The following is a 26,190-nucleotide window of genomic DNA, read 5'->3' as shown; positions in this document are numbered from 1 at the left end:
CTCAATGGCAGCGCCGCCAGAACTCGGCGGCCAGGCGCCGCAAATCCTCGGCAAGTGCGGCCACGTCGCTGGCGCTGAGGTGGCTCTGCTGACCGACCTGCACCGTTGACTCGCTGGCCTGGCGAATACTGATGATGTTGCAGTTGATGCTCTCGCTGACCTGGCTCTGCTGTTCCACCGCCGCCGCGATCTGCACACTCATCTCGCTGATCTGTCTGACCCGCAGGCTGATGCCGTCCAGCGCGCTGGCCGCACGCCGGGCCTGATCGACGCTGTGCCCGGCATGCTCGCTGCTCTGCTGCATCACCTGTACCGCATCGCGAGCACCGACCTGCAAGACACTGATCATGCGCTGAATCTCGTGGGTTGATTGCGCCGTACGCTGTGCCAGGCTACGCACCTCATCGGCGACCACGGCAAAACCACGGCCCTGATCCCCCGCCCGAGCCGCCTCGATAGCGGCGTTGAGTGCCAGCAGGTTGGTCTGCTCGGCAATCCCGCGAATCACCTCCACCACCCCGGTGATCTCGCTGCTGTGGTTCTGCAGGGTGTGGATAACCTCGGTGGCGGCATCCAGCGAGCTGGCCAGTTCCTGGATCGCGCTACGGTTGAGGTCGACCAGCTGGTGCCCGGCACGGGTTTCACCTTCGGCCTGATCGGCGGCCTGGGAGGCTTGCTGGGCATTGCTGGCGACCTGGGCGACGCTGGCGGTCATCTGGTTGATCGCGGTAGCGATCTGGTCGGCTTCGCCCTGCTGCTCGAGGCTGTTGCTGTGACTGCTTTGCAGTGATTGCGCCAGCGAACCGCTGTGTCCAGCCAGGCGCCGGGAAGTATCGCCGATGCGCCCGACCACCGCACCGAGCTGGCCCTTGAGCATACGCAGGGCGAAATCGATCTGGCCAATGCCATCGCGTCGGCCGGTATACAGCTGCTGGCTCAACGGGTTATCGGCGATGGTCAGGGCTTCGGCACACAGACGCTGAAACGGCTTGAGCACGGCAAGAATGACCAACGCACTCAAGCCACTGGCCAACAGCACCTCCAGCACGCCTTGCCAGGCCAATACCGGCAGCAACCAGCGCGTGAGCGCCGAGGCCAGCACCGCTCCAAGTGTCACCCCCGCCCACAGTTGCCAGCCAAGCCCCAGCACCGGCAGGCGCTGCCACCAGGCCTGGCGCCCACTGCGCAGCTGCGCATAACAGCGCTCGGCGGCCTCGATCTGCTCGGCGCTGGGTTTGGTCCGTACCGATTGATACTCCACCGTATGGCCCTGACTGGCGATGGGCGAAACGAAAGCGCTGACCCAGTAGTGATCGCCACTCTTGCAACGGTTCTTCACCAGCCCCATCCACGACTGGCCGCGTTTTAGCGTCTGCCACATCTGCTCGAATGCCTGTGACGGCATATCCGGATGGCGCACGATATGGTGAGCGCTGCCTATCAGTTCTTCACGGCTGAAACCGCTGATCTTGACGAAGTCGTCATTGGCGTAGGTGATTACACTGGAGAGATCGGTGGTGGAAAGGATATTGGCGTCACCGGGATAATCCACATTGCGACCGGTCACAGGCATATTGCTCTTCATCGGAGGCACTCGTTGTTATTGGGAGAATCGGCAGGGCGTACGACTCTAGTGACAAATTGGCCCGATTTATTGATCCAGCTCAGGATAATTGGCAATTGGCCATTACCCTCCCCTGTGGGAGCGGGCTTGCCCCGCGATTCGATGTGACCGACTGAATGCAATCGCGGGGCAAGCCCGCTCCCACCGAGCCTGCATCGCTAGCTGTCAGCGCTGTCAGTTAGCCGTCACGCTGCTGACCTGATCGAGCCGCTATAAACTGGGTATCGCCCTGAGACTTCACCTATGCGTATCCAGACCCGCCCCCTTGTGATCTGCGCCGTTCTGTTTGTCCTGGCCGGTGCCGCCTTCTGGTTTTTCGGCCGTTCCGGTGAGGAAAAGCCCACTGGAGTCGCAGCCATTCCGGTTCGGGTGGTCAGCGTCAAGCAGCAGAATGTACCGCGCTATGTCAGCGGTATCGGATCGGTGCTGTCGCTGCACAGCGTGGTCATCCGTCCACAGGTCGAAGGGGTGCTGACCCGCCTGCTGGTCAAGGAGGGTCAGTGGGTCAAGCAAGGCGATCTGCTGGCGACCATCGACGACCGCGCCATCCGCGCCAGCCTGGAGCAGGCCAAGGCGCAACTGGGTCAGAGTCAGGCGCAACTGCAGGTCGCCGGTGTCGACCTCAAGCGTTACAAGCTGCTCAGTACCGACAATGGCGTATCGCGCCAGACCCTGGACCAGCAGCAAGCGTTGTTCAATCAGTTGCAAGCCACCGTGCTGGGCAATCAGGCCGCGATTGCCGCCGCTCAGGTGCAGTTGTCCTACACCCAGATTCTTTCACCGGTGACCGGCAGGGTCGGTATCCGCAATGTCGATGAGGGCAACTTCCTGCGCGTGGCCGATACCCAGGGACTGTTCAGCGTCACCCAGATCGACCCGATCGGGGTCGAGTTCTCCTTGCCGCAACACATGTTGCCGACCTTGCAGGGGCTGCTCAAAGCGCAGCCCCCGGCGGTGGTCCAGGCCTACCTGGAAGGCGATGGCGACAGCAGCGGCACGTTGCTGGCCGAGGGGCATCTGACCCTGATCGACAATCAGGTGGCCGCCAACACCGGGACCATCCGGGTCAAGGCCGAGTTCGCCAACCCCGACGCCCGCCTCTGGCCTGGTCAACTGGTGACCCTGAAGCTGCAGACCGCACTGGAGCAGAACGCCCTGGTGGTACCTCCCCAGGTGGTGCAGCGCGGCATTGACGGTCACTACGTGTACCGGCTGGCCGGCAACAAAGTCGAAAGCGTGCCGGTCAAGGTGCTGTATCAGGACAGCGCCCTGAACATCATCGCCGGGGTCAGCCGAGACGATAAACTGGTCTCCGACGGCCAGTCCCGGCTCAAGCCCGGGGCCACTGTCGAAGTGGCCGCTGAAACGGCCGCACCTGAAGACGTGGCCGCCGGCCAGGTGCAACCATGAACGCCCGCGGTTCGCTATCGCGCTGGTGTATCGACCGCCCGATCGCCACGCTGCTGCTGACATTCGCGCTGGTGCTGCTCGGGGTCATCGCTTTTCCCCGCCTGCCGGTCGCGCCCTTGCCCGAGGCCGATTTTCCGACGATCCAGGTCACCGCCCAGTTGCCCGGCGCCAGCCCCGAGACCATGGCCTCGTCGGTGGCTACGCCACTGGAGGTGCAGTTCAGTGCCATCCCCGGCATGCCCCAGATGACCTCCAGCAGCGCCCTCGGTTCGACCAACCTGATCCTGCAGTTCAGCCTGGAAAAAAGCATCGACACCGCCGCCCAGGAAGTCCAGGCAGCGATCAACACTGCCACCGCGCGCCTGCCCCAGGACATGCCCAGCCCGCCGACCTGGCGCAAGGTCAACCCGGCGGACAGCCCGGTGCTGATCCTCACCGTCAGCTCGGCGCAGATGCCGGCCAACGAACTGAGCGACTACGCCGAAACCCTGCTGGCCAGGCAACTGAGCCAGATCGAAGGCGTCGGCCTGATCAACATCACCGGCCAGTTGCGCCCGGCCATCCGTGTTCAGGCCCAGCCGGAAAAACTTGCAGCCCTGGGACTGACCCTCGCCGACCTGCGCCAGGCCATTCAGCAAACCAGCCTGAATCTGGCCAAAGGTGCGCTGTATGGCGAAAGCAGCGTCTCGACCCTGGCCACCAACGACCAGCTGTTCCACCCCGAGGAATACGCCCAGCTGATCGTCTCCTACCGCGACGGCGCACCGGTGCACCTGAAGGATGTCGCCAAGGTCATCAACGGCGCCGAAAATGCCTACGTCAAAGCCTGGTCCGGCGAGCAGCAGGGCCTGAACCTGGTGGTGTTCCGCCAACCGGGCGCGAACATCGTCGAGACTGTCGACGGGGTCATGGAGGCCTTGCCCCGGCTCGAACAGATGCTGCCGGCGTCGGTCGAGGTCTCGGTGCTCAACGACCGCACGCAGACCATCCGCGCCTCCCTGCACGAAGTGGAAATCACCCTGATGATCGCGGTGATTCTGGTGATCGGGGTGATGGCGCTGTTCCTGCGGCAATGGTCGGCGACCTTGATCGTATCCAGCGTGCTCGGCGTGTCGCTGATCGCCAGCTTTGCCCTGATGTACCTGTTCGGCTTCAGCCTGAACAACCTGACCCTGGTGGCCATCGTCATCGCCGTGGGCTTTGTGGTCGATGATGCCATCGTAGTGGTGGAGAACATCCACCGTCACCTGGAAGACGGCGACAACAAGCGCGAGGCGGCGATCAAGGGCGCCGGAGAGATCGGTTTTACCGTGGTCTCGATCAGTTTTTCGCTGGTGGCGGCGTTTATTCCGTTGCTGTTCATGGGCGGTGTGGTTGGGCGCTTATTCAAGGAATTCGCCCTCACCGCAACCTCGACCATCCTCATATCGGTGGTGGTGTCGCTGACCCTGGCACCGACTTTATGCGCCCTGTTCATGGAGCGTCCCGAACACAAAGACCAACACAAGGTCACCTTCGGCGAGCGCTTGCTGGCCTGGTACGAGCGCGTGCTGGTCAAGGCCCTGGCGCATCAGCGGCTGATGATGGGAATCTTCGGCGTCACCCTGGCGCTGGCGGTGGTCGGCTATGTTGCCATTCCCAAAGGCTTCTTCCCGGTGCAGGACACCGGCTTCATCCTCGGCACCTCGGAAGGCGCTGCGGATATCTCCTACCCGGACATGATCAAGAAGCACCAAGCGCTGGCCAAGGTCATCGAAGCCGACCCGGCGGTGCGGGCGTTCTCCCATGCGGTCGGGGTCACCGGCAGCAACCAGACCATCGCCAACGGTCGCTTCTGGATTGCCCTCAAGGACCGCGGTGATCGCGACGTGTCGGCCAGCGAGTTCATCGATCGCCTGCGCCCGAAACTGGCCAAGGTACCCGGCGTGGTCCTCTACCTGCGCGCCGGCCAGGACATCAACCTCAGCTCCGGCCCTACCCGCAGCCAGTACCAATACGTGCTCAAAAGCAACGACGGCGCGGCGCTGAACCTGTGGACCCAGCGCCTGACCGAACGCCTGAAGGGCAATCCGGCCTTTCGCGACTTGTCCAACGACCTGCAACTGGGCGCCAGCGTCACCCGCATCGATATCGACCGCCGCGCCGCGGCACGCTTCGGCCTGACCACCACCGACATCGACCAGGCGCTCTATGACGCCTTCGGCCAGCGCCAGATCAGCGAGTTCCAGACCGAAACCAACCAGTACAAGGTGATCCTCGAACTCGACGCCCGCCAGCGCGGCAAGGCCGAAAGCCTGAACTACTTCTACCTGCGCTCACCGCTGACCGGCGAGATGGTGCCGCTGTCGGTGCTGGCCAAGGTCGCGCCGCCGAGCACCGGGCCGTTGTCGATCAGCCATGACGGCTTGTTCCCGGCAGCCAACCTGTCGTTCAACCTGGCCTCCGGTGTAGCGTTGGGTGATGCGGTACAGATCCTCGAGCGCACCCAACGCGAGCTGGGTATGCCCGACTCGATCATCGGCAATTTCCAGGGTGCGGCGCAGGCTTTCCAGAGTTCGCTGTCGAGCCAGCCGTGGCTGATCCTCGCCGCGCTGGTGGCGGTGTACATCATCCTCGGCGTGCTTTACGAGAGCTTCGTCCATCCGCTGACCATCATCTCCACCCTGCCCTCCGCCGGGCTTGGCGCGTTGGCGCTGCTGTGGCTGTCGGGCCAGGACTTCAGCATCATGGGCCTGATCGGCATCGTGCTGCTGATCGGTATCGTCAAGAAGAACGGCATCCTGCTCATCGACTTTGCCCTGGATGCCCAGCGCAACCTGGGCCTGAGCCCCGAGCAAGCGATCCACCAGGCCTGCCTGACGCGCTTTCGGCCGATCATGATGACCACCCTCGCCGCCCTGCTCGGTGCCGTGCCGTTGATGTTCGGCATGGGCGCTGGCGCCGAATTGCGCCAGCCGCTGGGGATTGCCGTGGTCGGCGGGTTGCTGGTCAGCCAGGCGCTGACACTGTTCACCACGCCAATCATATACTTGGCCCTGGAACGCTTGTTCCATCGGCGTCAGGCGTCGCAAAGCGCGACGCAGCCCAATGCCAGTTGAGAACCGAACATGCGTGTGCTGATTATCGAAGATGAAGAAAAGACCGCCGACTACCTGCACCGCGGCCTGACCGAGCAAGGTTTCACCGTGGACCTGGCCCGCGACGGCATCGACGGCCTGCACCTGGCCCTGGAAGGCGACTACGCGGTGATCGTCCTCGACGTCATGCTCCCCGGCCTGGACGGTTACGGCGTGCTGCGCGCCCTGCGCGCGCGCAAGCAGACACCGGTGATCATGCTCACCGCCCGCGAGCGGGTCGAAGACCGCATTCATGGCCTGCGCGAGGGCGCCGACGATTATCTCGGCAAGCCGTTCTCCTTCCTCGAACTGGTCGCTCGCCTGCAGGCCCTGACCCGCCGTAGCGGCAGCCACGAACCGGTGCAGATCCAGGTCGCCGACCTCTGGGTCGACCTGATCAGCCGCAAGGCCAGCCGCGCCGGGCAACGCCTGGACCTGACCGCCAAGGAGTTCTCGCTGCTCAGCGTGCTGGCCCGGCGCCAGGGCGAAATCCTCTCCAAGACCGCCATCGCCGAGCTGGTCTGGGACATCAACTTCGACAGCGATGCCAACGTCGTCGAAGTGGCGATCAAGCGCCTGCGCGCCAAGCTCGACGGCCCCTTTGAAACCAAGCTGCTGCATACCATTCGAGGCATGGGCTATGTTCTGGAAAACCGTGCCGGCTAACTCCATCGCCCTGCGCCTGAGCGCACTGTTCACCCTGGTCGCACTGGGTGTGTTCCTGTTGATCGGCAGCGCCTTGTACAGGCAGGTGGACCGCAGCCTGGACCTGCTGCCCGTGGCAGAACTGGAAGCGCGCTTCAGTGTGCTGGAGTCGTCGCTGACCCGCTACGACACCACCGAGCACTGGGCGAAGATCAGCAACAAGCTCAACCTGCTCGGCGAAGAAGATCGCCGTATCCGCTTCTGGGTGGTCAGTGGCAACAGCACGTTCGAGTACGGCCATCCCGATGCCGGCATCCGCGCTTTCGCCCAAGGGGCACTGGGTATGCGCGACCTGCGCCTGGCCGATAGCCCCTACCCGTACAAAGTACTGGTCAGTGAATTGCCGGCCATGGGCGCGCGCCCGCCGCTGCGTTTTCTGATCGCCATCAACACCGAAACCTTCTGGCAGACGCAACACACCTTGCTGGTGGCGATTATCAGCCTGTCGGTGTTCGGCGTTTTCCTCGCCTCATTGCTCGGTTACTGGGTGGCGCGGGTCGGGCTCAAGCCGCTGGGCACGCTCTCGGCGGAAGCACAAAAACTTGCGCCGCCTCGCTTGAGCGGTCGTCTGCAGCTATCCGACCTGCCACCGGAAGTGGCGCAATTCGCCAGCGCCTTCAACTCCACCCTGGAGCGGGTCGACCAGGCCTATACCCGCCTTGAAGCCTTCAATGCCGATGTTGCCCATGAACTGCGCTCACCGCTGACCAACCTGATCGGCCAGACCCAGGTGGCCCTGACACGGGGGCGCAGTGCCGAGCATTACTTCGAGGTGCTGCAATCGAACCTGGAAGAACTCGAACGCCTGCGCACCATCATCAACGACATGCTGTTCCTCGCCAGCGCCGACCAGGGCAGCAAGGCCACGGCCCTGACCTGCAGCTCGCTGGCCGAAGAAGTGGCGGCGACCCTCGATTACCTGGACTACATCCTCGAGGACGCTCAGGTGCGCGTCGAGGTCAGTGGCGACGCCCAGGCGCACATTGAAAAGGCCCAGTTGCGCCGGGCCCTGATCAACCTGCTGAATAACGCCGTGCAACACACCGCCGCCCAGCAGGTCATCCAGGTGCGTATCGAACAGATCAATGGGCAGATCAGCATCGCGGTGAGCAACCCGGGGCCGGCGATTGCCGAGGAACATCTGCCGATGCTGTTCGAGCGCTTCTACCGGGTCGATGCCGCGCGCACCAGCGGCGCTGGCAACCATGGATTGGGGCTGGCGATCGTCAGGGCGATTGCCCTGATGCATGGTGGCAGCGTGTTCGTGCGCAGCCAGGCGGGGGCCAATACCTTCGGGATTTTGTTACCGGCCTGAAGCCCATCGCGGGGCAAGCCCGCTCCCACAGTGGTGGGCCGGTGGGAGCGGGCTTGCCCCGCGACGAACCTCGACTATTACCCTTGACGCAATAGTACTTCTCGAAAAAGTAACTGTTTCTTGCTGGTGTTTCCGACTAATTTAGTCGGACCTACTTAACACTTGCACCGCAAGAAGGCTGTTTCAAAATGTCCAACAGTATGGGTGTTGCCAGCGTATTCGTCCTGTCTTCCCTGTTATTGTCTCCTCTGACCATGGCCGAGGAATCCCAGGCGTTCATCGCTCGCAATGCCGAGCTGGCTGTCGTCCACGAACAAGCTCGCGAGGCCTTCGCCGCCCAGTCCGAGCAAGGCTCAAAGCCCGCAGAGCAGACCGCTTCCAAGGTTTCTTCGAGTGACGCAGCCGAGAGCTGATCAGCACGCCGTATCTCCCTTCGACTCCTTGGGTAATCGCACAGGTGACTTGAGCGCCTGTGCGGTTGTCTTTCAAAGCCGCTGATGATCAGCGGCTTTTTTTTCGTGTGTCGAAAAGTGCCAGTCAGCTGGCTCGTTTGCTCATAAAAAGATCAATTTTCGCACCACAGCAATTGCCTTACTTTCACCTCAAGGAGTCCACCCCGGTGAACACTGCTTTACGCTTCAGCCCCCTGTTCGTTGCACTGGCTGCAACGATCCCCTTCAACGCCCAGGCCAACGAGGAACAGGCCGAAGGCTTTATCGAAGGGTCCAGCCTCAACGTGCATGCGCGCAACTACTACCTCAACCGCAATCAGCTGAATCGCGGCGAGCATGACAATCGGGAGTGGGGACAGGGTTTTCTCGGTAAGTTCGAATCGGGCTACACCCCGGGCACCGTCGGTTTCGGCCTGGATGTACATGGCATGCTCGGCCTGAAACTCGATGGCGGCGCCGGCACCTCCGGTACCAGCATCCTGCCAATCAATACCCAGGGCGACGGCGAACCGGGCAAGGCCCACGACTCGTTCTCGACCGCCGGTGCGGCAGTCAAACTCAAGGCCTTCGACACCGAACTCAAGGCCGGTGACCTGTTTCTGACCAACCCGGTGATTGCCGGTGGTGAGTCGCGCATGCTGCCGCAGACCTTCCGCGGCGTCAGCCTGACCAACAACAGCTTCGCAGGCCTGATGCTCGAAGCCGGCCAGGCCAGCTTCACCAAGCCCTACAACCAGAGCGGCCACCGTCGTATCGACACCTACTACGGCGCCTTGCCGGATGATCGCCAGAGCCGTCACCTGAACTGGGCCGGCATGGCCTGGAGCGGCGTACCGAACCTGACCTCGAGCCTGTATGCCTCCGAGCTCAAGGACATCTGGAACCAGTACTACTTCGACCTCGACTACACCTACAAGGTCAACGACCTGGTCAGCCTCAACCCGGGCCTGCACTACTACCACACTCAGGACACCGGCCAAGCGCTGCTCGGCAACATCGACAACAACACCTACAGCCTGCACTTCAGCGTGAATGTCGGCTACAACAGCCTCACCGCGGTGTACCAGCGGGTCAATGGCAACACCCCGTTCGACTACATCAACCAGGGCGACAGCATCTACCTGGACAACTCGCAGATCTATTCGGACTTCAATGGCCCCAACGAGCGCTCGTGGAAGCTCAAATATGCCTACGACTTCACCGGCCAGGGCATTCCCGGCCTGACCTCGATCGTCTCCTACTCGCGCGGTGAACTGGACCTGACCAAGGTCGATCCCAACAGCGTCGGTTATGGCGAATACTGGTACAACCCCGAAGGCGAAAACGCCCGTCACTGGGAGCGCGACATCGACCTGCAGTACGTGTTCCAGCAAGGCAGCCTCAAGGACCTCTCGGTCCTGCTGCGCTGGGCCAGCCACCGTGGCAGCCAGGGCTACCCGCAGACCGGCAGCGATGCCGACGAGTACCGGGTAATCGTCGACTACCCGCTGAACATCTTCTGACCCTGCGCGAACAAGAGCTGGCGCTCTAGCCAGCTCTTTCCGTCGGCTCGCTAGCAAAGTTCTTGTTCGACAATCCTGTGGCCCCTAGAATACCGCGCCGTCGCGTAACCTCGCCGCGACTCTTCTGACGGTCTTCGGCTACAGCGACCATGACTTTGCCCTCCCGATCCCAGCGATCCGCCCTGTACAAGTCTCATCCGGAGCTGATCCTGAACCTGGGCAGTTGCCTTGCGGTGCTCGCTATCGTGGCCATCGTCAGCTACCTGGTGCTGCGCGAACGCATTAACGTCGAGCAGAGCGCCAGCCGTGCGGCGAGCAATATCGTCCAGCTGATCGAAAGCGATATCCAGCGCAATGTAGAACTCTACGACCTGTCCCTGCGCGGCTTGATCTGGGCCGTACAACAGCCTGATCTGAAATCCCTGTCACCGACCCTGCGGCAAAAGATCCTGTTCAACCAGGCCTTCGCCATGCCGGTACGCGGCGACATGCTCTGGCTTGATGCCCAGGGCAATGTACTGGCCGACTCCACCAGTGTTCCCCCGCGCCAGGCCAACTTCGCCGACAGCAAAGTGTTCCAGGCCCATCGCCAGAATGCCGACCTGGGCATGGTCATCAGCCCACCGTTCAAAGCGCGCCTGGGCGACCTGGACTGGTGCATCAGTTTCAGCCGGCGCATTTCCGCTGCCAACGGCGAGTTTGCCGGGGTCGCCGCCGGCGCCCTGCGCCTTTCGTACTTCACCGATCTGTTCAAGCGCCTGGATATCGGCAGTGACAGCAGCATCAACCTGATGAACACCGACGGCGTTTTGCTCGCCCGGCAATCGAACATCGCCGAAGATGCGCTGATCGGCGCCAACTTCGCCGACCGCCCCAACTTCAAACGCCTGATGGCCGATGGCAACGGTAGTTTCGCCGGCTACTCCGGGCGTACCGGCAAAGCCAGGCTGTACACCTTCGCGCGGGTCGCCGACCTGCCGCTGATCGTCGTCGTGGCGCGCTCAAGCGATGAAGTGTTCGAATCCTGGCGGCGCACGGCCTTGCTGGTCAGCTGCGCCACTGGCGTACTGTGCATCGGTATCCTCTGGCTGACGCTGCTGCTGGGCCGTGAACTACGCCGTCGGCAGTGTGCCGAACAGGATCTGGCCGAGCTTGCCGCCACCGACAGCCTCACCGGCCTTGCCAACCGCCGCCAGCTCGATCAGGTGCTGCGCCGCGAATGGTCACGGGCCCAGCGCAACCACCGCCCGTTGGCGGTATTGATGGTCGATGTCGATCACTTCAAGGCGTTCAACGAACGTCATGGTCACCAGGGCGGCGACGAAGCCTTGCGCAAGGTCGCCGCCGCCATTGCCCGCAGCATTCGCCGCCCGGCCGACTTGGCAGCACGCTACGGTGGCGAGGAGTTTCTGGTGGTCTTGCCCGAGACCGAACGCCATGGCGCGCAGGTGCTGGCTGAACGCATTCGCCGCAGCGTCGAGGCACTACCGCCGTTCGGCGACGACACCCAGCCGGTCACGGTCAGTATCGGCATCGGCTGTTACACGCCAGACGCCGAGCACGATCTGCCAGCTTTGCTGGGCAGTGCCGACGACGCGCTCTACAGCGCCAAGCGCAACGGGCGCAACCGGGTGGAAACCGCGATCTAGGGTGTGAACAACGCCCCGTGTTCGATTGGCCTTCATGCCGATTGCCTGTATGGTCAAAGTTTCCCGTTCAGAACCACATTGCATGAATCCCGAGACACTTGAACTGCTGGTCACCCGTGAAATGCCGTTCGGCAAATACCAGGGCCGGCTGATCGCCGACCTGCCGGGTCATTACCTGGCCTGGTTCGCCCGCCAGGGCTTTCCCAAAGGTGAGCTGGGTGGCTTGCTGGCCTTGATGCACGAGATCGACCACAACGGCCTGGGCGAGCTGCTGGTGCCCCTGCGCAAGAAGCATCCCAGGCACCGGTAGATCTCGGTGGGAGCGGGCTTGCCCCGCGACAGCGGACTGTCAGCCACATCGAATCGCGGGGCAAGCCCGCTCCCACCAGACAGCTATCCTCCCCTGATCAGGCTTTGACCGGCTGCACCGCCAGTTCCACCACTTCGCTGCGCTTGAGCACGGCATAGACCAGTGCCGTCAGCAGGCTGCCCGCAAGGATCGCCAGCAGGTACAGCAACGCGTGGTTGATGGCGTTGGGAATCAGCATGACGAACAGCCCGCCATGCGGCGCCATCAGCTTGCAGCCGAAGTACATCGACAGGGCGCCGGTCAACGCACCACCGGCGATACTCGCCGGAATCACCCGCAGCGGATCCTTGGCCGCAAACGGGATCGCCCCCTCCGAGATGAAGCACAAGCCCAGCACAAAGGCCGCCTTGCCGGCTTCGCGCTCGCTTTGGGCAAACTTGCGCCGGGCAATGAAACTGGCGATGCCCAGACCGATCGGCGGCACCATGCCGGCGGCCATGGTCGCGGCCATCGGGGCATAGCTCTGCGACGCCAGCAGGCCCACCGAGAAGGCATAGGCAGCCTTGTTGATCGGGCCACCGAGGTCCACGCACATCATCCCGCCAAGCAGCACACCGAGGAGGATCGCGTTGGTGGTGCCCATGCTGTCGAGAAAATGCGTCAGCCCTTCGAGCATTCCGGCCACCGGTTTGCCGACCACATAAATCATCACCAGGCCGGTGAACAGGCTGGCCAGCAACGGAATGATCAGGATCGGTTTGAGCGCCTCCAGGCTGCTGGGCAAACGCACCCAGCGGCTGATCGCCTTGGCGCTGTAACCGGCAAGAAAACCGGCGACGATGCCACCGATAAACCCGGCACCCAGGGTACTGGCCAGCAAGCCACCGATCATCCCCGGCGCCAGCCCGGGACGGTCGGCAATCGAGTAGGCGATGTAACCGGCGAGCAACGGCACCATCAGTTTGAACGCCGCTTCGCCACCGATCTGCATCAGCGCGGCCGGCAAGGTGCCGGGCTCCTTGAAGGCCTCAATCCCGAACACGAAGGACAAGGCGATCAGCAAACCACCCGCCACTACCATCGGCAGCATGAACGAGACTCCGGTGAGCAGGTGCTTGTACACCCCGGTTTTCTCGCTGCGGGTCGTACTGGTATTGGCGCTTTGCGCAGTTGATTCCTCGCGGCCTTCGGCCAGGGCTTTATTCAAGGTGGCCTGGGCCTGTTTCAACGCCACGCCGGTACCGCAACGATAGATGCGTTTACCGGCAAAGCGCTCGGTAGGCACCTCGATATCGGCGGCCAGCAGCACCACATCGGCCTCGGCAATCGCGGCAGGCGTCAGTGGATTGCGCGCACCGACCGAGCCCTGGGTCTCGACAGTGAGTTGATGGCCCAGTTGCTGCGCCGCCTGCTGCAACGCCTCGGCGGCCATAAAGGTATGTGCGACGCCGGTCGGACAGGCCGTGATGGCGACGATCCTGGCGCTGCGCTCGACAGGGGTCGATGGCGTTTCTGCGACCGGCTGATAAACCTCAGCCTGCTCCGCCGCCTGACAGAGAAAGTGCTGGGTATCGCTCAGGGCCTGGGCCGGCGTGCTCTGGAACAGGCGCTTACCGGCAAAACGCTGCAAGTCCAGCGGGCCGCTGCTGACCACCAGCACCCAGTCGGCGGCAGCGATCACCGCCGCCGACAATTGCCCCTGGGGTTGCCGGGGATCATGCACCTCAACACTGGTGCTCCAGCCCAGACGTTGCGCGGCAGCTTCCAGCAGACGCGCACTGAGCACACTGGAAACCTGGCCGTTGGGGCAGGCGGTGACGATGGCAATGTTCATCTGCAACCCTCTTGTTGTTCTTCGCCCAGGCGCACGTCGTGCTGCAGTTGCGCCAGCTGCGTCCGGTCGTTGATGCCAAAACCGATCTGGGTCACCGCCTGGGCGGCAATCGCCGTGGCCAGGCGCAAGGTCTGCTCCGCTGAATCGGCGCTGAGCAGGCCGTGGACCATACCTGCCAGCAACGAGTCACCGGCACCCACCGTGCTGGCCACCTTGACCACAGGTGGCACAGCCGTGAGCACGCAGCTTTGCTGGAACCAATTGACCCCATGCTCGCCCTGGGACACCACTACATGCTCGACACCTTGGGCGATCAGTTGGCGGGCGGCCAGTTGTTGTTCGGCAAAACTGTGCACGCTGCTACCGAGCACTTCGCCCAGCTCGTCGGTGTTGGGTTTGACCAGCCAGGGCGCACTTTGCAGCCCGGCGCGCAGGGCTTCGCCGCTGCTGTCCAGAGCGACCTTCAGGCCCATGGCCTTGAGCTGTTCCAGCAGTTGCCGCAACCATTGCGGGCTTAGGCCACGCGGCAGACTGCCCGCTACCACCACCGCGTCATGGCCGGGCGCGATATGCGTCAGTTTGGCTAGCAGTTGTTCACAGGCCTGTTCGCTCACCTCCGGGCCCGGCCCGTTGATGTCGGTCACGCGGCCATCGGCTTCCACCAGCTTGATATTGCAGCGGGTCTCGCCCGGTACGCGAACAAAGCAGTCGGCAAAGCCACGCCGGGCGATCAGATCCTCGAAAGGCTGCAGATTGTCGGCGCCGAGAAAGCCACCGACGGTGACGTTATGGCCAAGGTCCGCCAGCACTTGCGCAACATTCAGGCCCTTGCCCGCCGCATGGCTGTGCTGGGCCTGGCTGCGGTTGACCTGGCCGCTGCGCAGGGCATCGAGGCTGACGGTCAGGTCCAGCGCCGGGTTGAGGGTCAGGGTGAGTATCTTGGCCATTCAATCGTTCTCCACCAGCGCCCGTACGGCGCTGGCACTGCCCTGCAGCAGGGCTTGCTGAGCAAGTTGCCGGGCGTGTTCATAATTCAGTTCGCGGACCAGGGCCTTGACCTCGGCAATGCTGCGCGCAGCAACGCTCAGCTCATCGACGCCCAGCCCCAGCAGCACGGCGACCGCCTGCGGGTCAGCCGCCAGCTCGCCACACACACCCACCCACTTGCCATGGGCATGGGCGGCACGCACGGTCATGTCGATCAGTTGCAGCACCGCCGGGTGCAGGCCGTCGGCCTGGGCCGACAGGCTCGGATGGCCACGGTCGATGGCCAGGGTGTATTGGGTCAGGTCGTTGGTGCCGATGCTGAAGAAATCCACTTCACGGGCCAGCACCGGGGCAAGCAAGGCCGCCGAAGGCACCTCGATCATGATCCCCAACTGCAGGTCGCTGACGCTGATTTCTTCGCGCAGGCGTTCGACCATCGCCCGGGCCTGTTGCCATTCTTCAAGCTGGCCGACCATGGGGAACATGATCCGTAGCGGACGATCACCCGCCGCACGCAGCAAGGCGCGCAACTGAGTCTCCATCACCTGCGGACGCTGCAGGGTCAGGCGAATGCCGCGCACGCCGAGGAAGGGGTTTTCTTCCTTGGCGATCGGCCAGTAAGGCAGCGGCTTGTCACCGCCCACATCCAGAGTACGCACCACCAGTGGCCGACCGTCGAGACCGTCGAGGACACGACGGTACTCGGCCTCTTGCAGCGCTTCGTCGGGGGCCTGCTGGTGGGCCATGAAAATCAGTTCGGTACGTAGCAGGCCGACGCCTTCGGCGCCATGATCGACCACCGCCTCGATGCCCTTGCTGTCACCAATGTTGGCGAACACTTCGATGGCGTGCCCGTCACGGGTCAGCGCCGGTTCCAGGCGATGGGCACGGGCCAGTTGCAGGCGTTGCTCGCGGCGATCGCGTTCGGCCAGAGCGCGCTGCAGTTCATCGGCAGGCGGCGCGACGTGCAGGCGACCACGCTGACCATCGAGCAACAGCGCGGTACCTGAAGCGATCAGCAATATCGCATCGCCCGCGCCGACCACTGCCGGAATACCCAGGGCGCGGGCGACGATGGCACTGTGCGCCGTCGCGCCGCCACGGGCGGTGAGAATCCCGGCGACACGTGCCGGGTCCAGGCGCGCCACATCCGACGGGCCGACCTCCTCCATCACCAGCACATAGGGTTGCTCCGGCGCCGGGATGTCCGCCTCGCCACACAGCTGGGCCAGCACCCGCCGGCCGATGTCGCGCAAGTCGGCAGCACGCTCGGCGAGCAAGGCATCGTGCAACGCCTCCTGCTGGCGCGCCGCGTTGTCGATCACCGCCATCCACGCCGCCGGGGCACTTTCGCCCTGGCGCAGACGCTGATCGACTTCGTCACTCAGGTCGGGGTCGGCGAGCATTTCCTGATGGGTGATGAAAATTTCGCCAATGGCCTTGGCCTGGCTGCGCTGGATCAGCGCGCCGATTTCGGCATTGACCGCCGCCAGCGCCTGCTGCAGACGCTGGCGCTCGATAGGCAGCGACTCACCGCGCAGCGGATAATCGAACTCACGCAGCACCTGAATATGCGCCGGGCCACTGGCGATCCCCGGCGCGGCCGCCACACCGAGGATCACCGCACCCGGCGATGGCGCCTGAAGCTCAGGCTCCGGGAGCATTTCGGGCGCGGCTTCGGCCACCACGGCCAGTGCCTCGACGTCCTCGCCCAGCCCCGCTTCAATCGCCGCCAGCAGGGCCGGCAGCGCATCGGCGGCCACGTTAGGTTCAGCGATGATTTCCAGCACCTGACCGCGCCGGGCACCGAGGCTCAGCAGCTTGCTCAGGCTCTTGGCGGAAACGGCGGCCTGACCGCTGTCGACCACACGCACACGAATTTCACCGTCAAACGCCTTGGCCAGTTGCGCCAGCTCCTTGGCCGGCCGCGCATGCAAGCCATGGGCATTGGCCAGGCCGATGCGCGCGCTGGGCCAATCCGCCGGCACTTCACCGCCCAGCACTTCGAGCACCACGCGGCTATTGGTGGCGCGGCACAGTTCCTGGCCGCGACCTTCGATCAGCAGCGTGCACAAGCGCTCAAGCAACGCCTGATGGGCTTCGCCCAGGCTAGCGAGGCAGAACACACCCTGCAGGGGCTGGTCGCGATAACGCAGCGGTTGCTGTGGGGTGACAAAGGCCAGCCCGGGCTGACGCACGGCCTGCTGGCTGTGCAGCCACCACAGGCCTTCGCCCAGCGGCAGCGGCTCGACCTGCTGCAGCACCCCGGCAAAACCAGCGCTGACACAGTCGGCGCGGTGCAACAGACGCGCCGCGCGCCAGACCAACTCGTCGAAATCTTCAGCCGCCACGCCCAGGCCGATCATCTGCGCATCCAGCGCCAGCTCCTGCGGAGCGCCTTGCAGCAACTTGAGCAGCGCCTCGGCAGAACTGGCCCGACGCAACGCCTCGGCCAGGTCGGTTTCGCCCAAGGCGCGGGTCAGCAGTTGCAGCAAGCGCAGGTGTTCATCGGAGCGTGCGGCGATACCGATGGCCAGGTACACCTTATGGCCATCGCCCCAGTCCACACCCTCGGGGAACTGCAGCAGGCGCACGCCGGTGGTATATACCTGATCGCGGGTTTCCGGGGTGCCATGGGGAATCGCAATACCCTGGCCCAGAAAGGTCGAACCCTGTGCCTCGCGGGCCTGCAGGCCAACCAGGTAGCCGTCGGCAACCAGGCCATCGCTGACCAGGTGCTCGGCCATAAGCTGCAGCGCCGCCGACTTATCCACAGCCGACTGGCCCATGGATATCTGCTCTACAGTGAGCTCGAGCATGACCTTCTCCTTTGCAGCACCCGGCGGGTGCTGAGGTATTGTTGTGAATTTTTCAGCATAGGGCCAGTTGCTATCAGCCCTTGGCAGGCGGTGGTTCGGCAGAAAAATCGCCTGCTGAAACGTTTAACCTGGAATTGTGAGCACGTTACTCGATAATCTTCGATCAATGAAGCCCCATCTTGTCGGACAATTGCGACAATGGTCGTCTGCGCCCTGATCAAAGAATCGGCGACAATTCCCGGTCAGGCTGTGCAAGCAGCCCCGGTATAACAAGGAATTTGCGGTGAAACTCAGCGATATCGCCCAACTGGCCGGTGTGTCCGTAACGACTGCCAGCTATGTCATCAACGGCAAGGCCGAACAGCAACGCATCAGCAGCAGCACGGTGGAGCGTGTGCGTGCGGTGGTCGAAGCCCATGGCTTCACCCCCAACCCGCAGGCTGCCGGCTTGCGTAGCCGTCACACCAAGACCCTGGGGTTCATTCTCCCGGATCTGGAGAACCCCAGCTACGCACGTATTGCCAAGCAACTGGAACAAGGCGCCCGGGCCAAAGGTTACCAACTGCTGATTGCCAGCAGCGACGACCAGCCCGAAAGCGAGCGCCAGTTGCAGCAGCTATTCCGGGCCCGCCGCTGCGATGCGCTGTTTGTCGCCAGCTGCCTGCCGGCCGGTGACGACAGCTATCGCCAGCTGCAAGCCAAAGGCCTGCCGATCATCGCCATCGACCGTAGCCTGGACCCGGCGCATTTCTGCTCGGTGGTCAGCGACGACCGCAACGCCAGCCTGCAACTGACCCGCAGCCTGCTCGCCACCAAGCCGGCGCACATCGCCCTGATCGGTGCGCGGCCAGAGCTCAGCGTCAGCCAGGCGCGTGCCGGTGGTTTCGATGAAGCCCTGCAAGACTTCACCGGCAACGTCAGCCGCTACCAGGGCGAAGCCTTCAGCCGCGAATGCGGCCAGCGCTTGATGAACGAACTGATCGCCGAGCTGGGCGGTTTGCCGGATGCCCTGGTCACCACCTCCTACGTGCTGCTGCAAGGCGTGTTCGACGTCCTGCAGGCGCGCCCGGCCGATTCGCGCAGCCTGCAACTGGGCACCTTCGGTGATAACCAGCTGCTCGACTTTTTGCCGCTGCCGGTCAATGCCATGGCCCAGCAACACGGCGTGATGGCGGAAATCGCCCTGAAACTGGCCCTGGCTGCAGTTGAAGAAAAGCACTACGAACCTGGCGTACACGCCGTAGGTCGAACCTTCAAACAGCGAATCATCAAGGCCTGACCATGCGCCTGATCGACACCCACACCCATCTGGATTTTCCGGATTTCGACCCTGACCGTACGGCCCTGCTGGCCAACGCCAGGGCCGCGGGTGTCGAGCGCATGGTGGTACTCGGTGTATACCGGGACAACTGGCAGCGGTTGTGGGACCTGGTGCGCAGCGACCCGCACCTGTACGCCGCCTTCGGCCTGCACCCGGTCTACCTCGACCAGCACCGCCCGGAGCACTTGCGTGAACTGGGCGACTGGCTGACCCGCCTGCATGGCGATCGCCAGCTGTGCGCCGTCGGCGAATTCGGCCTCGACTACTACCTGCCGGAACTGGATCGCGAGCGCCAGCAACACTGGTTCGAAGCCCAACTGCAACTGGCCGTCGACTTCAATCTGCCCGCCCTGCTGCATGTGCGCCGCAGTCATGCCGCGGTAATTGCCACGCTCAAGCGTTACAAGCTTCCGCGCGGCGGCATCATTCACGCATTCGCGGGCAGCTTTGAAGAAGCCCGCGAATATCACAAGCTCGGGTTCAAACTGGGTTTGGGCGGTGCCGCCACCTGGCCGCAAGCCCTGCGCTTGCACAAGGTGCTGCCGCAGTTGCCGCTGGAAAGCCTGGTGCTGGAAACCGATGCGCCGGATATGGCGCCGGTGATGTATGCCGGGCAGCGCAACAGCCCTGAGCATTTGCCGCAGATTGCTACCGCGCTGGCAGCGGTGATCGGGATTGAGGTGGAGCGCTTGGCTGAGGTGAGTACGCGCAATGCGTGCGAGTTGTTTGGCTGGCCAAGTAAAGGCTGACGACAAACTTACAAGCCAGCCTTGGCCTTGCGGGCCGGTGGTCGCGCACCGCGTTTCTTGATGAGCGCACGATCCTCTGCGGGAATGATCGGCATATTGATGAGTGAGCCAAGGGTCATCCTCATACCGAAGATGCGCAGAATGCCGTTAAGCGTATTGATGGTCGGATTGCCCTTGTCAGTTTCCAGCTGGTAAAGCGCTTTCGTCGACATTTTGCACATGGCAGCAAAGGTTGCCTGATCAAGGCCGGTCACCTCGACACGCAAGCGGCGAATAGTTGTGCCGAGGGTCTCCTGGCCAGCCACATTTTTCAGCTTGATGTCTTCAATGAGCTTTTGGCGCTCTTCAATCGAGATCAACTTCATTGCAGGCCCCACTCCGCCAAACGGGCATCCAGATTATTCACGGGAATGGATTGTGCCTTGCGTACGCCTTCAGGCACCCGCTGCTCATTTTGAACGGTAAGTACCAACGCGTCGTGCCATTGGCCTTCCACGAAGGCCTGCAGAGTGAGTTGCTCAGCCATCACGCCCTCGTAAATCGGAACTTTAATGCTGCAAAATATAGCTCTGCCCACACTAATCGGCAATAAAGTTCTTGTTAAAAGCATTTAATGCAAAAAATCGGCACTATAGTGCCGATTTTATTAGCGGTAGCCGGGTTCACACCGGCGGTAATCATCGGAATTCGGCAGCTTGCCTCCTTGGCAGCGCATGCTTCATTTCAACAACCGAGCGCATCAGAACCAGCCGGTGTCTTCCTCCAGCTCTGTGCGGCACTGCTTGAGCTGCGCACCATAGACCTTCGACTGCTGCTCGACCTTGCGCGCCACCTGCATCAGCCACGGCTTGCTGCGATAGGTCCCACGACTGAAACCACCGCGCCCCTCGTGGTAAGCCAGGTACTGGTTGTAGGTGTCCCACTTGGAGATTCCCAGCTGGCGTTGAGTACCGTCGGTGTACCAACCGATGAACATCATCGCGTCATCAAAGTTGTCCCGCGAGCCGCCATTGCCGGTGCCGTCCTTGTACTCACCCCAGACCGGGTCCTGGGCCTGTGCATAACCATAGGCCGAGCTCACGCGCCCCCAGGGAATTACCCACAACAGGTAATCACGGGGTGGCAGCGCATCGTGAACGAAACTGCTTTCCTGCTTCATGATCGCCATCGCCACGTGTTGCGGCGTGCCGTACTTTTCCTGCATCTCCAGCGAATCTTCGTACCAGTCAGGGTATTCGCGGAAGATATTGCAGAGATTGTTCTGATCCCTGGGTGGCGCGGTGGCGCAGCCAGTCAAGATCACACACATCAGCATCAGTGCCCAAACCAGCCCTTGTTTCATCCATCGCCCCAGCAAAAAAATGAGGGCATTGGTTGCCCTTCGTATAAAACGCAGAACTCTATGATGGCCTGCGCCTTGGCAGGGTCACCTGCCCCGCCCGGTTGATTTGTAACGCGAGCCCGGCTGCAGTTTGCTCGAATTTCAAGCAAAGAGACTGCATCAAAGCAACGAATCTTCAGAATTTCCCGATTCCCTGTAGTCCATTTCCGAATCATACTTCTGCCGCTTTCAAGCCATTGCAGTGGTCCCGCGAGGGGCCTAGTCTCGACCGGTCGTTGCCAATTTCAACGACCGGTTTTGACAGGCCGATATCATCGCGGAACATGTGCAAACCTTTATGGCAATTGTACGTGGGGCACCTTCGTGTGCGCCGAGTTCCCCGGTGTTCGGTCTGTCAACCCGCGTACAGTTGCCACCCATTTGTTTGACAGCAGATGCGTGGCGGCTCCGATCACTGGGAGGCTACCATGCTAAAAATCGTTCCTGATCCACCGCTTCACATTAACCAATCCCTCGAAGACATCCTCGTCCAGATCTCTGAATACCTGGTCTGTGCCATGACCGTGGCGCAACAGACCGTCCTCCTCCATTCCAGCTCCCCAGGTCAGATCCTGACCTTGTCCACCATGCATGAAATCGACAACGCCCGAAGTTTGGTTGAAGTGGCGTTGAGCAGGGTTCAGTCACAACACTGAGTTATCCACAAGTAAGCGCCAGTGTTGCTGCGGCAAGGCTGGCTGCTTAGGGCGTATGCATGCCGGGAGAAAATGGATGAACGAGGATTCGATTAAAGGCAGCAGTACCGGTTTGAAAACAATAGGCGTCGGGGTATTCGGAGAAGGCGCGAGCGGCACGGCCGCTGACCGCCTGTTCCGGGTTGAGCCTGGGCACAATGCGGACTTTGTTCTGGAGCAGGCGGCGCTGTTGATGAACTGTGTGAGCAAACTTACCCAGCATGTGTTGTTTGAGCAGGATGAAGCGATGATTTGTGCAGCGCATTACCTGAGCGGGATGGCCAAGGCGATGGTTGAGGATTTGGCGCATGGGATGATGGTGGGGAGCTCGGGGCACATCAAGAGTACAAGTTGATGCCTGGTTCATTTACCCCAAATAAATTGAATAGCATCGTTGGCCTTATGCAATGGAGACTCAACACTGTGTGGGCACCTAACAAATAAAGCTGCCCGCTTTCGAATCTTGCATGCCGCATCACTTAACATCCTGTCAGAGGTATCTTGCATGAACACCGGGTCCGATGGCATCGGCCGTGTTCGCCACCCAGATCATGGCAATGTGATAGCATTCTTATGCCCCCGGAGGGGTAATTTTTGACTTCCCGCAAGGAATACGCCCTGTGAAAGACTTCGTCATCAGCGTCAACAACATCGTCCTCTACGTCTCCCTGGCCGTGATCTGGCTTTTCTCTTTCATCGCCATCTTCACCAGCGGCTTCTTGCCAGCCCTGGGGATTTTCGTGGTCGGCACCTTGGTTTGGTGCATCGTTTCCGGCTTCTGGTTCGTCCAGTCTGCTACCTACGAAGAGCTGCGCAAGCTCAACGCGAATAAAGGTTGAAACGCCTGGGCGGAGCCGGAAGTGCGCCGCCCTACTCTGAGCACTAGCCTTCGTATGTAGTGGTCAACTCATCCCGGACACTGCGTTAAGTTTTTCCTCGGCCACAGCGGGCGCCAGCCCGCCGTTAAATTGATGCGACCGTTGCCAGTTGTAGCGCTGCATCAACAACCGGCCGATATCCTGCTGTGCCAGCGAAGCGCTCATATAGCCTACGGTCGGTACCCATTCCGTTTTCAAGCTGCGAAACAACCGTTCCATCGGTGCGTTGACGGAAGCTTCGGCTACCGTATTGGCTTCCTTGGTCGCTGTGAAACAGAACGCTCTGAGGCCGGCCATGCTGCTCATAGGCCATATCCAAGGCGATGGTTGAGGATTTGGCGCACGGGATGATTCCGGGGTGTTCGAACGTCCCGCGACAGGCAAAAACTCAATGAAACGATGAGCGGTTGCGGTCGAAAATGAGTGAGGCGGCATAATGGCAACGATGCTGGTTCACCCCAGCCTCTTCCCTCAGCTGTAGCGAGCCTCCTTTGTAATGAACACCGAAAGACGTTACTCAATCATCCTGGAGCGTAGTGCTGAGGTGCTGCTTAACAACGCACTCATGACACAGGTCGAGGCGTTTTGGGACGCCAATGACTCCCGCTACTTCGGCTTACGCATCGAAGACGAGCACAGCGCGCATGCGCGAGTCATGGTTACCGATGAACTCCCCGAGGATGACGGCGAGTGAGTTCAAATCCCGCGCCTACAGGGCTTGTCGCTGTAGGCGCGGAATTTCGACAGGCGCGGATCAGATACGGAAGCTGCCCACCAGGTGTTTCAGGCGAGCGGCTTGCTGCTCCAGGTCGGTGCAGGCGCGCAGGGTGGACTGCAGGTTTTCCACCCCTTCCTGGTTGAGCATGTTGATCTCGTTGATGTCCATGTTGATCGAGTCAACCACGGCGGTCTGCTCCTCGGTAGCGGTGGCCACCGACTGGTTCATGCCGTCGATCTCGCCGATGCGCAGGGTCACGCTGCCCAGACGCTCACCGGCCTGATTGGCGATCTCGACGCTGTCCTGGCTGTGACGCTGGCTCTGGCCCATGGTGTCAACCGACTCGCGGGCGCCGACCTGCAGCTCCTCGATCATGTTCTGTACTTGCTGCGCCGACTCCTGAGTACGGTGCGCAAGGTTACGCACTTCATCGGCGACCACCGCGAAACCGCGCCCGGCCTCACCGGCGCGGGCCGCTTCGATCGCGGCGTTGAGCGCCAGCAGGTTGGTCTGCTGCGAGATGCTGGTGATCACTTCGAGGATCTGGCCGATGTTTACGGTCTTGCTGTTGAGCGTCTCGATGTGCGAGCTGGACGTGCTGATCAGATCCGACAGACGATTCATCGCGGCAATGCTGCGATCGACCACCTGCTGGCCTTCTTCGGCCAGGTGACGCGCCGAGCTTGCCTGTTGCGACGCCTGCGCGGCGTTATGGGCGATTTCCTGGGCGGCGGCGCCGAGCTGGTTGATGGCCGCCGCAACGCTGTTGGTGCGGTTGGACTGCTCGTCGGAATTGACCATCGACGAGTTGGAAGCGCTAACCACCCGCAATGCCACTTCGTTGACCTGCTCGGTGGCTGAAGACACCTCGCGGATCGAGGTATGAATACGCTCAACGAAACGGTTGAACGCAGTACCCAGAGCACCGAACTCGTCCTGACTGTGGATGGTCAGGCGCTTGGTCAGATCCCCTTCACCTTCGGCGATGTCTTCCATCGCCCGGATCATCGTGTTCAACGGTTGCAGCAGGACACGGATCAGCAGGCCGAGCAGCGTGATAATGATGGCCACCGCGATAAGCGTGGCAATGATTGCCGAGGTGCGGAAATCACTGAGCATCGCGTAGGCCTTGTCCTTGTCCACCGACAGACCGATGTACCAATTGGCCGAGGGCAGGCCCTTGATAGGCGCGAAGGTCAGCAGACGGGCCTGGCCATTGGCTTCGACCTCGGTCAGCTCAGCAGACAGCCTCGGTGTGTTCGCAGGGTACAGATCCGACAGCGACTTCATCACCAGCGCGTTGTCCGGGTGGACCAGAATCTTGCCTTGATCGTTGACAAGGAAGGCATACCCCATACCGCCGAAGTTCAGCGAGTTGATGATTTCCACCAGGCCATCCAGCGCCAGATCGCCCCCGACCACACCGATGCTGCCGGAGACCTTGCTGAGGATGCCGATGACCATCTTGTTGGTGGTCAGATCGATATAGGGCTCGGTGAGAATCGCGCCGCTGGCGCTCATCCCGTCCTTGTACCAGGGGCGGGTGCGCGGATCATAGCCGTCGGGCATCTTGGCGTCTGGACGAACACTGAAACCGCCATCGACCTTGCCCAGGTAGACGGTGAGAAAGCTCGAGATCAGAGCATTCTGGCCCATCAGCGTCTCAGCGTTGGCTGGGTCCTGGGCAATGTTCTGTGCCAGGTTTTCCACCAGACTGATCCGCCCCTCCAGCAGGTTGCGGATGTTGGTGGACGTCGAGGTACCCATTTCTGCCAGGTAGTTTTCCAGATTAATGCGTGTCGCATTACGCTGGAGGTAGTCGCTGTACAGGGTGAACAGGGTAAAGGCGAGCATCACGATCAATGACGCGACCAAAAGAATTTTGTGACTGAAACGCAGATTTTTGTTCATGGTGTGTTCAGTAGTCTTTTTACCGGGACATTTGATTGATATCGGTTGTAGGGGGGAAATCTTGAGGGTGGAGGGGGTGGTGATGACGTTTGGCGGGGGATGTGGCTGAACACAAAGCCCGCAGTGAGCGGGCTTTGTGGGGTGTTCTGTAGAGAGCCGTGGACTTTGGGAAATTGTTCAGAGACGGGCTGCTATCGGCCAAAAGCGGTCTTCCACCGGTGGGAGCGGGCTTGCCCCGCGACAGACTCACGGCAATATGGCAGACATTCCCCATCGCCAGAATCGCGGGGCAAACCCGCTCCCACCGAGCCTCTATGCGCCGACGGCTTGAGGTTGAATAGCGACGGGGAGAGACGTGCTCAGACCACGTTTACGAACAATTGAAACCGTGGTCTGACCCGAACTTCTCTTATTTGAAGGGCGTTTCACTCGGCTGTTGATGCAGCGAGCGAGTGATATAGGGAGTTGTTACCCCATCGTTGGCAACCGGCTGAGTTACGCAAGATGAGATGACTGTACGCTTGCGAGCCAAGCGCGATATAAATGCTAGCTCTAACGGCTATGAGCACTCAACTGGCCTCAGCGCGATGAGTACTCGCGTTGATAGATAGGATGTGCAGTAAATCCCGAGACTCGTAACCAGCCAGAGTGGCCACGGCGAGGGAATCTAGAAGTCGACTCGACGCTCTGATGGCTATTCGCCCCCCAAAAGCACTATGCTCACGACTTCGCTTGGCCGGTAAGGCGTTAGCGCACTCTTGCCAACACTACCTCCAGAACGCAATATTTTCTGTCGACTCGCATCGTTATTCGC

At 61.8% G+C, this 26,190-nt stretch carries 21 protein-coding genes and 4 pseudogenes; 14 read left to right on the top strand and 11 right to left on the bottom strand.

What is annotated here, in order from left to right; translation table 11 throughout:
* Position 1: 1 nt before the first annotated feature.
* Positions 2-1,006, bottom strand: a pseudogene (locus tag PSAKL28_RS28475) (methyl-accepting chemotaxis protein); the annotation flags it as partial.
* Between the two features lie 297 nt (positions 1,007-1,303).
* Positions 1,304-1,573: pseudogene (locus PSAKL28_RS28470) on the bottom strand (PAS domain-containing protein); the annotation flags it as partial.
* 294 nt (positions 1,574-1,867) lie between these two features.
* On the opposite strand from PSAKL28_RS28470, the gene PSAKL28_RS04285 reads away from it, so the two are divergent.
* The 8 genes from PSAKL28_RS04285 to PSAKL28_RS04250 all read left to right on the top strand — a co-directional run bounded on the left by PSAKL28_RS04285 (position 1,868) and on the right by PSAKL28_RS04250 (position 12,083).
* Positions 1,868-3,034 (top strand): efflux RND transporter periplasmic adaptor subunit, encoded by a 1,167-nt coding sequence (locus PSAKL28_RS04285; RefSeq protein WP_038607011.1) that lies wholly within the window; start codon positions 1,868-1,870, stop codon positions 3,032-3,034.
* A complete protein-coding gene (locus tag PSAKL28_RS04280; protein ID WP_038607008.1) occupies positions 3,031-6,132 on the top strand; it encodes a multidrug efflux RND transporter permease subunit in 3,102 nt (1,033 codons plus the stop codon). Before PSAKL28_RS04285 ends, PSAKL28_RS04280 begins: the two co-directional genes overlap by 4 nt.
* Positions 6,133-6,141: 9 nt before the next feature.
* Positions 6,142-6,816 (top strand): heavy metal response regulator transcription factor, encoded by a 675-nt coding sequence (locus PSAKL28_RS04275; protein ID WP_038607006.1) that lies wholly within the window; start codon positions 6,142-6,144, stop codon positions 6,814-6,816.
* Complete coding sequence (locus tag PSAKL28_RS04270; RefSeq protein WP_038607003.1) at positions 6,791-8,170, top strand: heavy metal sensor histidine kinase; 1,380 nt, start codon at positions 6,791-6,793, stop codon at positions 8,168-8,170. The genes PSAKL28_RS04275 and PSAKL28_RS04270 overlap by 26 nt, the downstream gene beginning before the upstream one ends.
* 188 nt (positions 8,171-8,358) lie before the next feature.
* On the top strand, positions 8,359-8,583 hold the full coding sequence (locus PSAKL28_RS04265) for a hypothetical protein (protein ID WP_038607000.1): 225 nt from the start codon (positions 8,359-8,361) through the stop codon (positions 8,581-8,583).
* Between the two features lie 206 nt (positions 8,584-8,789).
* Complete coding sequence (locus tag PSAKL28_RS04260; protein WP_038606997.1) at positions 8,790-10,124, top strand: OprD family porin; 1,335 nt, start codon at positions 8,790-8,792, stop codon at positions 10,122-10,124.
* A gap of 155 nt (positions 10,125-10,279) precedes the next feature.
* Positions 10,280-11,773 carry a sensor domain-containing diguanylate cyclase gene (locus PSAKL28_RS04255; RefSeq protein WP_038616238.1) on the top strand — a complete coding sequence of 498 codons (1,494 nt, stop codon included), beginning with the start codon at positions 10,280-10,282 and terminating at the stop codon, positions 11,771-11,773.
* Positions 11,774-11,855: 82 nt separating this feature from the next.
* Complete coding sequence (locus tag PSAKL28_RS04250; RefSeq protein ID WP_038606994.1) at positions 11,856-12,083, top strand: DUF3820 family protein; 228 nt, start codon at positions 11,856-11,858, stop codon at positions 12,081-12,083.
* A 97-nt stretch (positions 12,084-12,180) separates the two neighbouring features.
* On the opposite strand, the gene PSAKL28_RS04245 is transcribed toward PSAKL28_RS04250, so the two are convergent.
* From PSAKL28_RS04245 to ptsP, 3 genes are read right to left on the bottom strand one after another with little or no spacing between them, the layout of a single operon-like run.
* A complete protein-coding gene (locus tag PSAKL28_RS04245) occupies positions 12,181-13,917 on the bottom strand; it encodes a PTS fructose-like transporter subunit IIB (RefSeq protein WP_038606991.1) in 1,737 nt (578 codons plus the stop codon).
* Positions 13,914-14,864, bottom strand: a complete 951-nt coding sequence (pfkB, locus tag PSAKL28_RS04240; protein WP_038606988.1) for a 1-phosphofructokinase — start codon at positions 14,862-14,864, stop codon at positions 13,914-13,916. The genes PSAKL28_RS04245 and pfkB overlap by 4 nt, the downstream gene beginning before the upstream one ends.
* Positions 14,865-17,723, bottom strand: a complete 2,859-nt coding sequence (ptsP, locus tag PSAKL28_RS04235; RefSeq protein WP_038606986.1) for a phosphoenolpyruvate--protein phosphotransferase — start codon at positions 17,721-17,723, stop codon at positions 14,865-14,867.
* A gap of 283 nt (positions 17,724-18,006) precedes the next feature.
* On the opposite strand from ptsP, the gene cra reads away from it, so the two are divergent.
* Together cra and PSAKL28_RS04225 are read left to right on the top strand one after the other, a co-directional pair.
* Positions 18,007-19,002 (top strand): catabolite repressor/activator, encoded by a 996-nt coding sequence (cra, locus tag PSAKL28_RS04230; protein WP_038606984.1) that lies wholly within the window; start codon positions 18,007-18,009, stop codon positions 19,000-19,002.
* Positions 19,003-19,004: 2 nt separating this feature from the next.
* Positions 19,005-19,793, top strand: a complete 789-nt coding sequence (locus PSAKL28_RS04225) for a TatD family hydrolase (protein ID WP_038606982.1) — start codon at positions 19,005-19,007, stop codon at positions 19,791-19,793.
* Positions 19,794-19,801: 8 nt separating this feature from the next.
* Here PSAKL28_RS04225 and PSAKL28_RS04220 read toward each other — a convergent pair whose 3' ends face one another.
* The 3 genes from PSAKL28_RS04220 to PSAKL28_RS04215 form a co-directional block, all read right to left on the bottom strand.
* A complete protein-coding gene (locus PSAKL28_RS04220; RefSeq protein ID WP_038606980.1) occupies positions 19,802-20,158 on the bottom strand; it encodes a helix-turn-helix domain-containing protein in 357 nt (118 codons plus the stop codon).
* Positions 20,155-20,319: a hypothetical protein gene (locus tag PSAKL28_RS27585; RefSeq protein ID WP_157687000.1), complete on the bottom strand. Its 165-nt coding sequence runs from the start codon at positions 20,317-20,319 to the stop codon at positions 20,155-20,157. Before PSAKL28_RS27585 ends, PSAKL28_RS04220 begins: the two co-directional genes overlap by 4 nt.
* 213 nt (positions 20,320-20,532) lie before the next feature.
* On the bottom strand, positions 20,533-21,135 hold the full coding sequence (locus PSAKL28_RS04215; RefSeq protein ID WP_038606978.1) for a transglycosylase SLT domain-containing protein: 603 nt from the start codon (positions 21,133-21,135) through the stop codon (positions 20,533-20,535).
* Positions 21,136-21,602: 467 nt separating this feature from the next.
* Between PSAKL28_RS04215 and PSAKL28_RS04210 the strand changes: the two genes are divergently transcribed.
* From PSAKL28_RS04210 to PSAKL28_RS04200, 3 genes are all read left to right on the top strand, one after another.
* Positions 21,603-21,830 carry a hypothetical protein gene (locus PSAKL28_RS04210; RefSeq protein ID WP_038606975.1) on the top strand — a complete coding sequence of 76 codons (228 nt, stop codon included), beginning with the start codon at positions 21,603-21,605 and terminating at the stop codon, positions 21,828-21,830.
* A 76-nt stretch (positions 21,831-21,906) separates the two neighbouring features.
* Positions 21,907-22,224: a DUF3077 domain-containing protein gene (locus PSAKL28_RS04205; protein ID WP_051939167.1), complete on the top strand. Its 318-nt coding sequence runs from the start codon at positions 21,907-21,909 to the stop codon at positions 22,222-22,224.
* A 265-nt stretch (positions 22,225-22,489) separates the two neighbouring features.
* A complete protein-coding gene (locus PSAKL28_RS04200; protein ID WP_038606968.1) occupies positions 22,490-22,708 on the top strand; it encodes a hypothetical protein in 219 nt (72 codons plus the stop codon).
* Positions 22,709-22,771: 63 nt separating this feature from the next.
* On the opposite strand, the pseudogene PSAKL28_RS04195 reads toward PSAKL28_RS04200, so the two are convergent.
* A pseudogene (locus PSAKL28_RS04195) lies at positions 22,772-23,093 on the bottom strand (IS3 family transposase); the annotation flags it as partial.
* 150 nt (positions 23,094-23,243) lie between these two features.
* On the opposite strand from PSAKL28_RS04195, the gene PSAKL28_RS04190 reads away from it, so the two are divergent.
* Positions 23,244-23,441 (top strand): hypothetical protein, encoded by a 198-nt coding sequence (locus PSAKL28_RS04190; RefSeq protein WP_038606965.1) that lies wholly within the window; start codon positions 23,244-23,246, stop codon positions 23,439-23,441.
* 60 nt (positions 23,442-23,501) lie between these two features.
* Here the strand turns inward: PSAKL28_RS04190 and PSAKL28_RS28465 are convergent, their stop codons facing one another.
* Positions 23,502-24,266, bottom strand: a complete 765-nt coding sequence (locus PSAKL28_RS28465; RefSeq protein WP_410457934.1) for a methyl-accepting chemotaxis protein — start codon at positions 24,264-24,266, stop codon at positions 23,502-23,504.
* A gap of 93 nt (positions 24,267-24,359) precedes the next feature.
* Positions 24,360-25,319, bottom strand: a pseudogene (locus tag PSAKL28_RS28460) (HAMP domain-containing protein); the annotation flags it as partial.
* Between the last annotated feature and the right edge of the window lie 871 nt (positions 25,320-26,190).

The organism is Pseudomonas alkylphenolica (assembly GCF_000746525.1).
GTDB classification, from domain to species: Bacteria; Pseudomonadota; Gammaproteobacteria; order Pseudomonadales; family Pseudomonadaceae; genus Aquipseudomonas; species Aquipseudomonas alkylphenolica.
The sequence above is the reverse complement of the archived record's forward strand: the minus strand, read 5'-3'. Positions and strand labels throughout refer to the sequence as shown.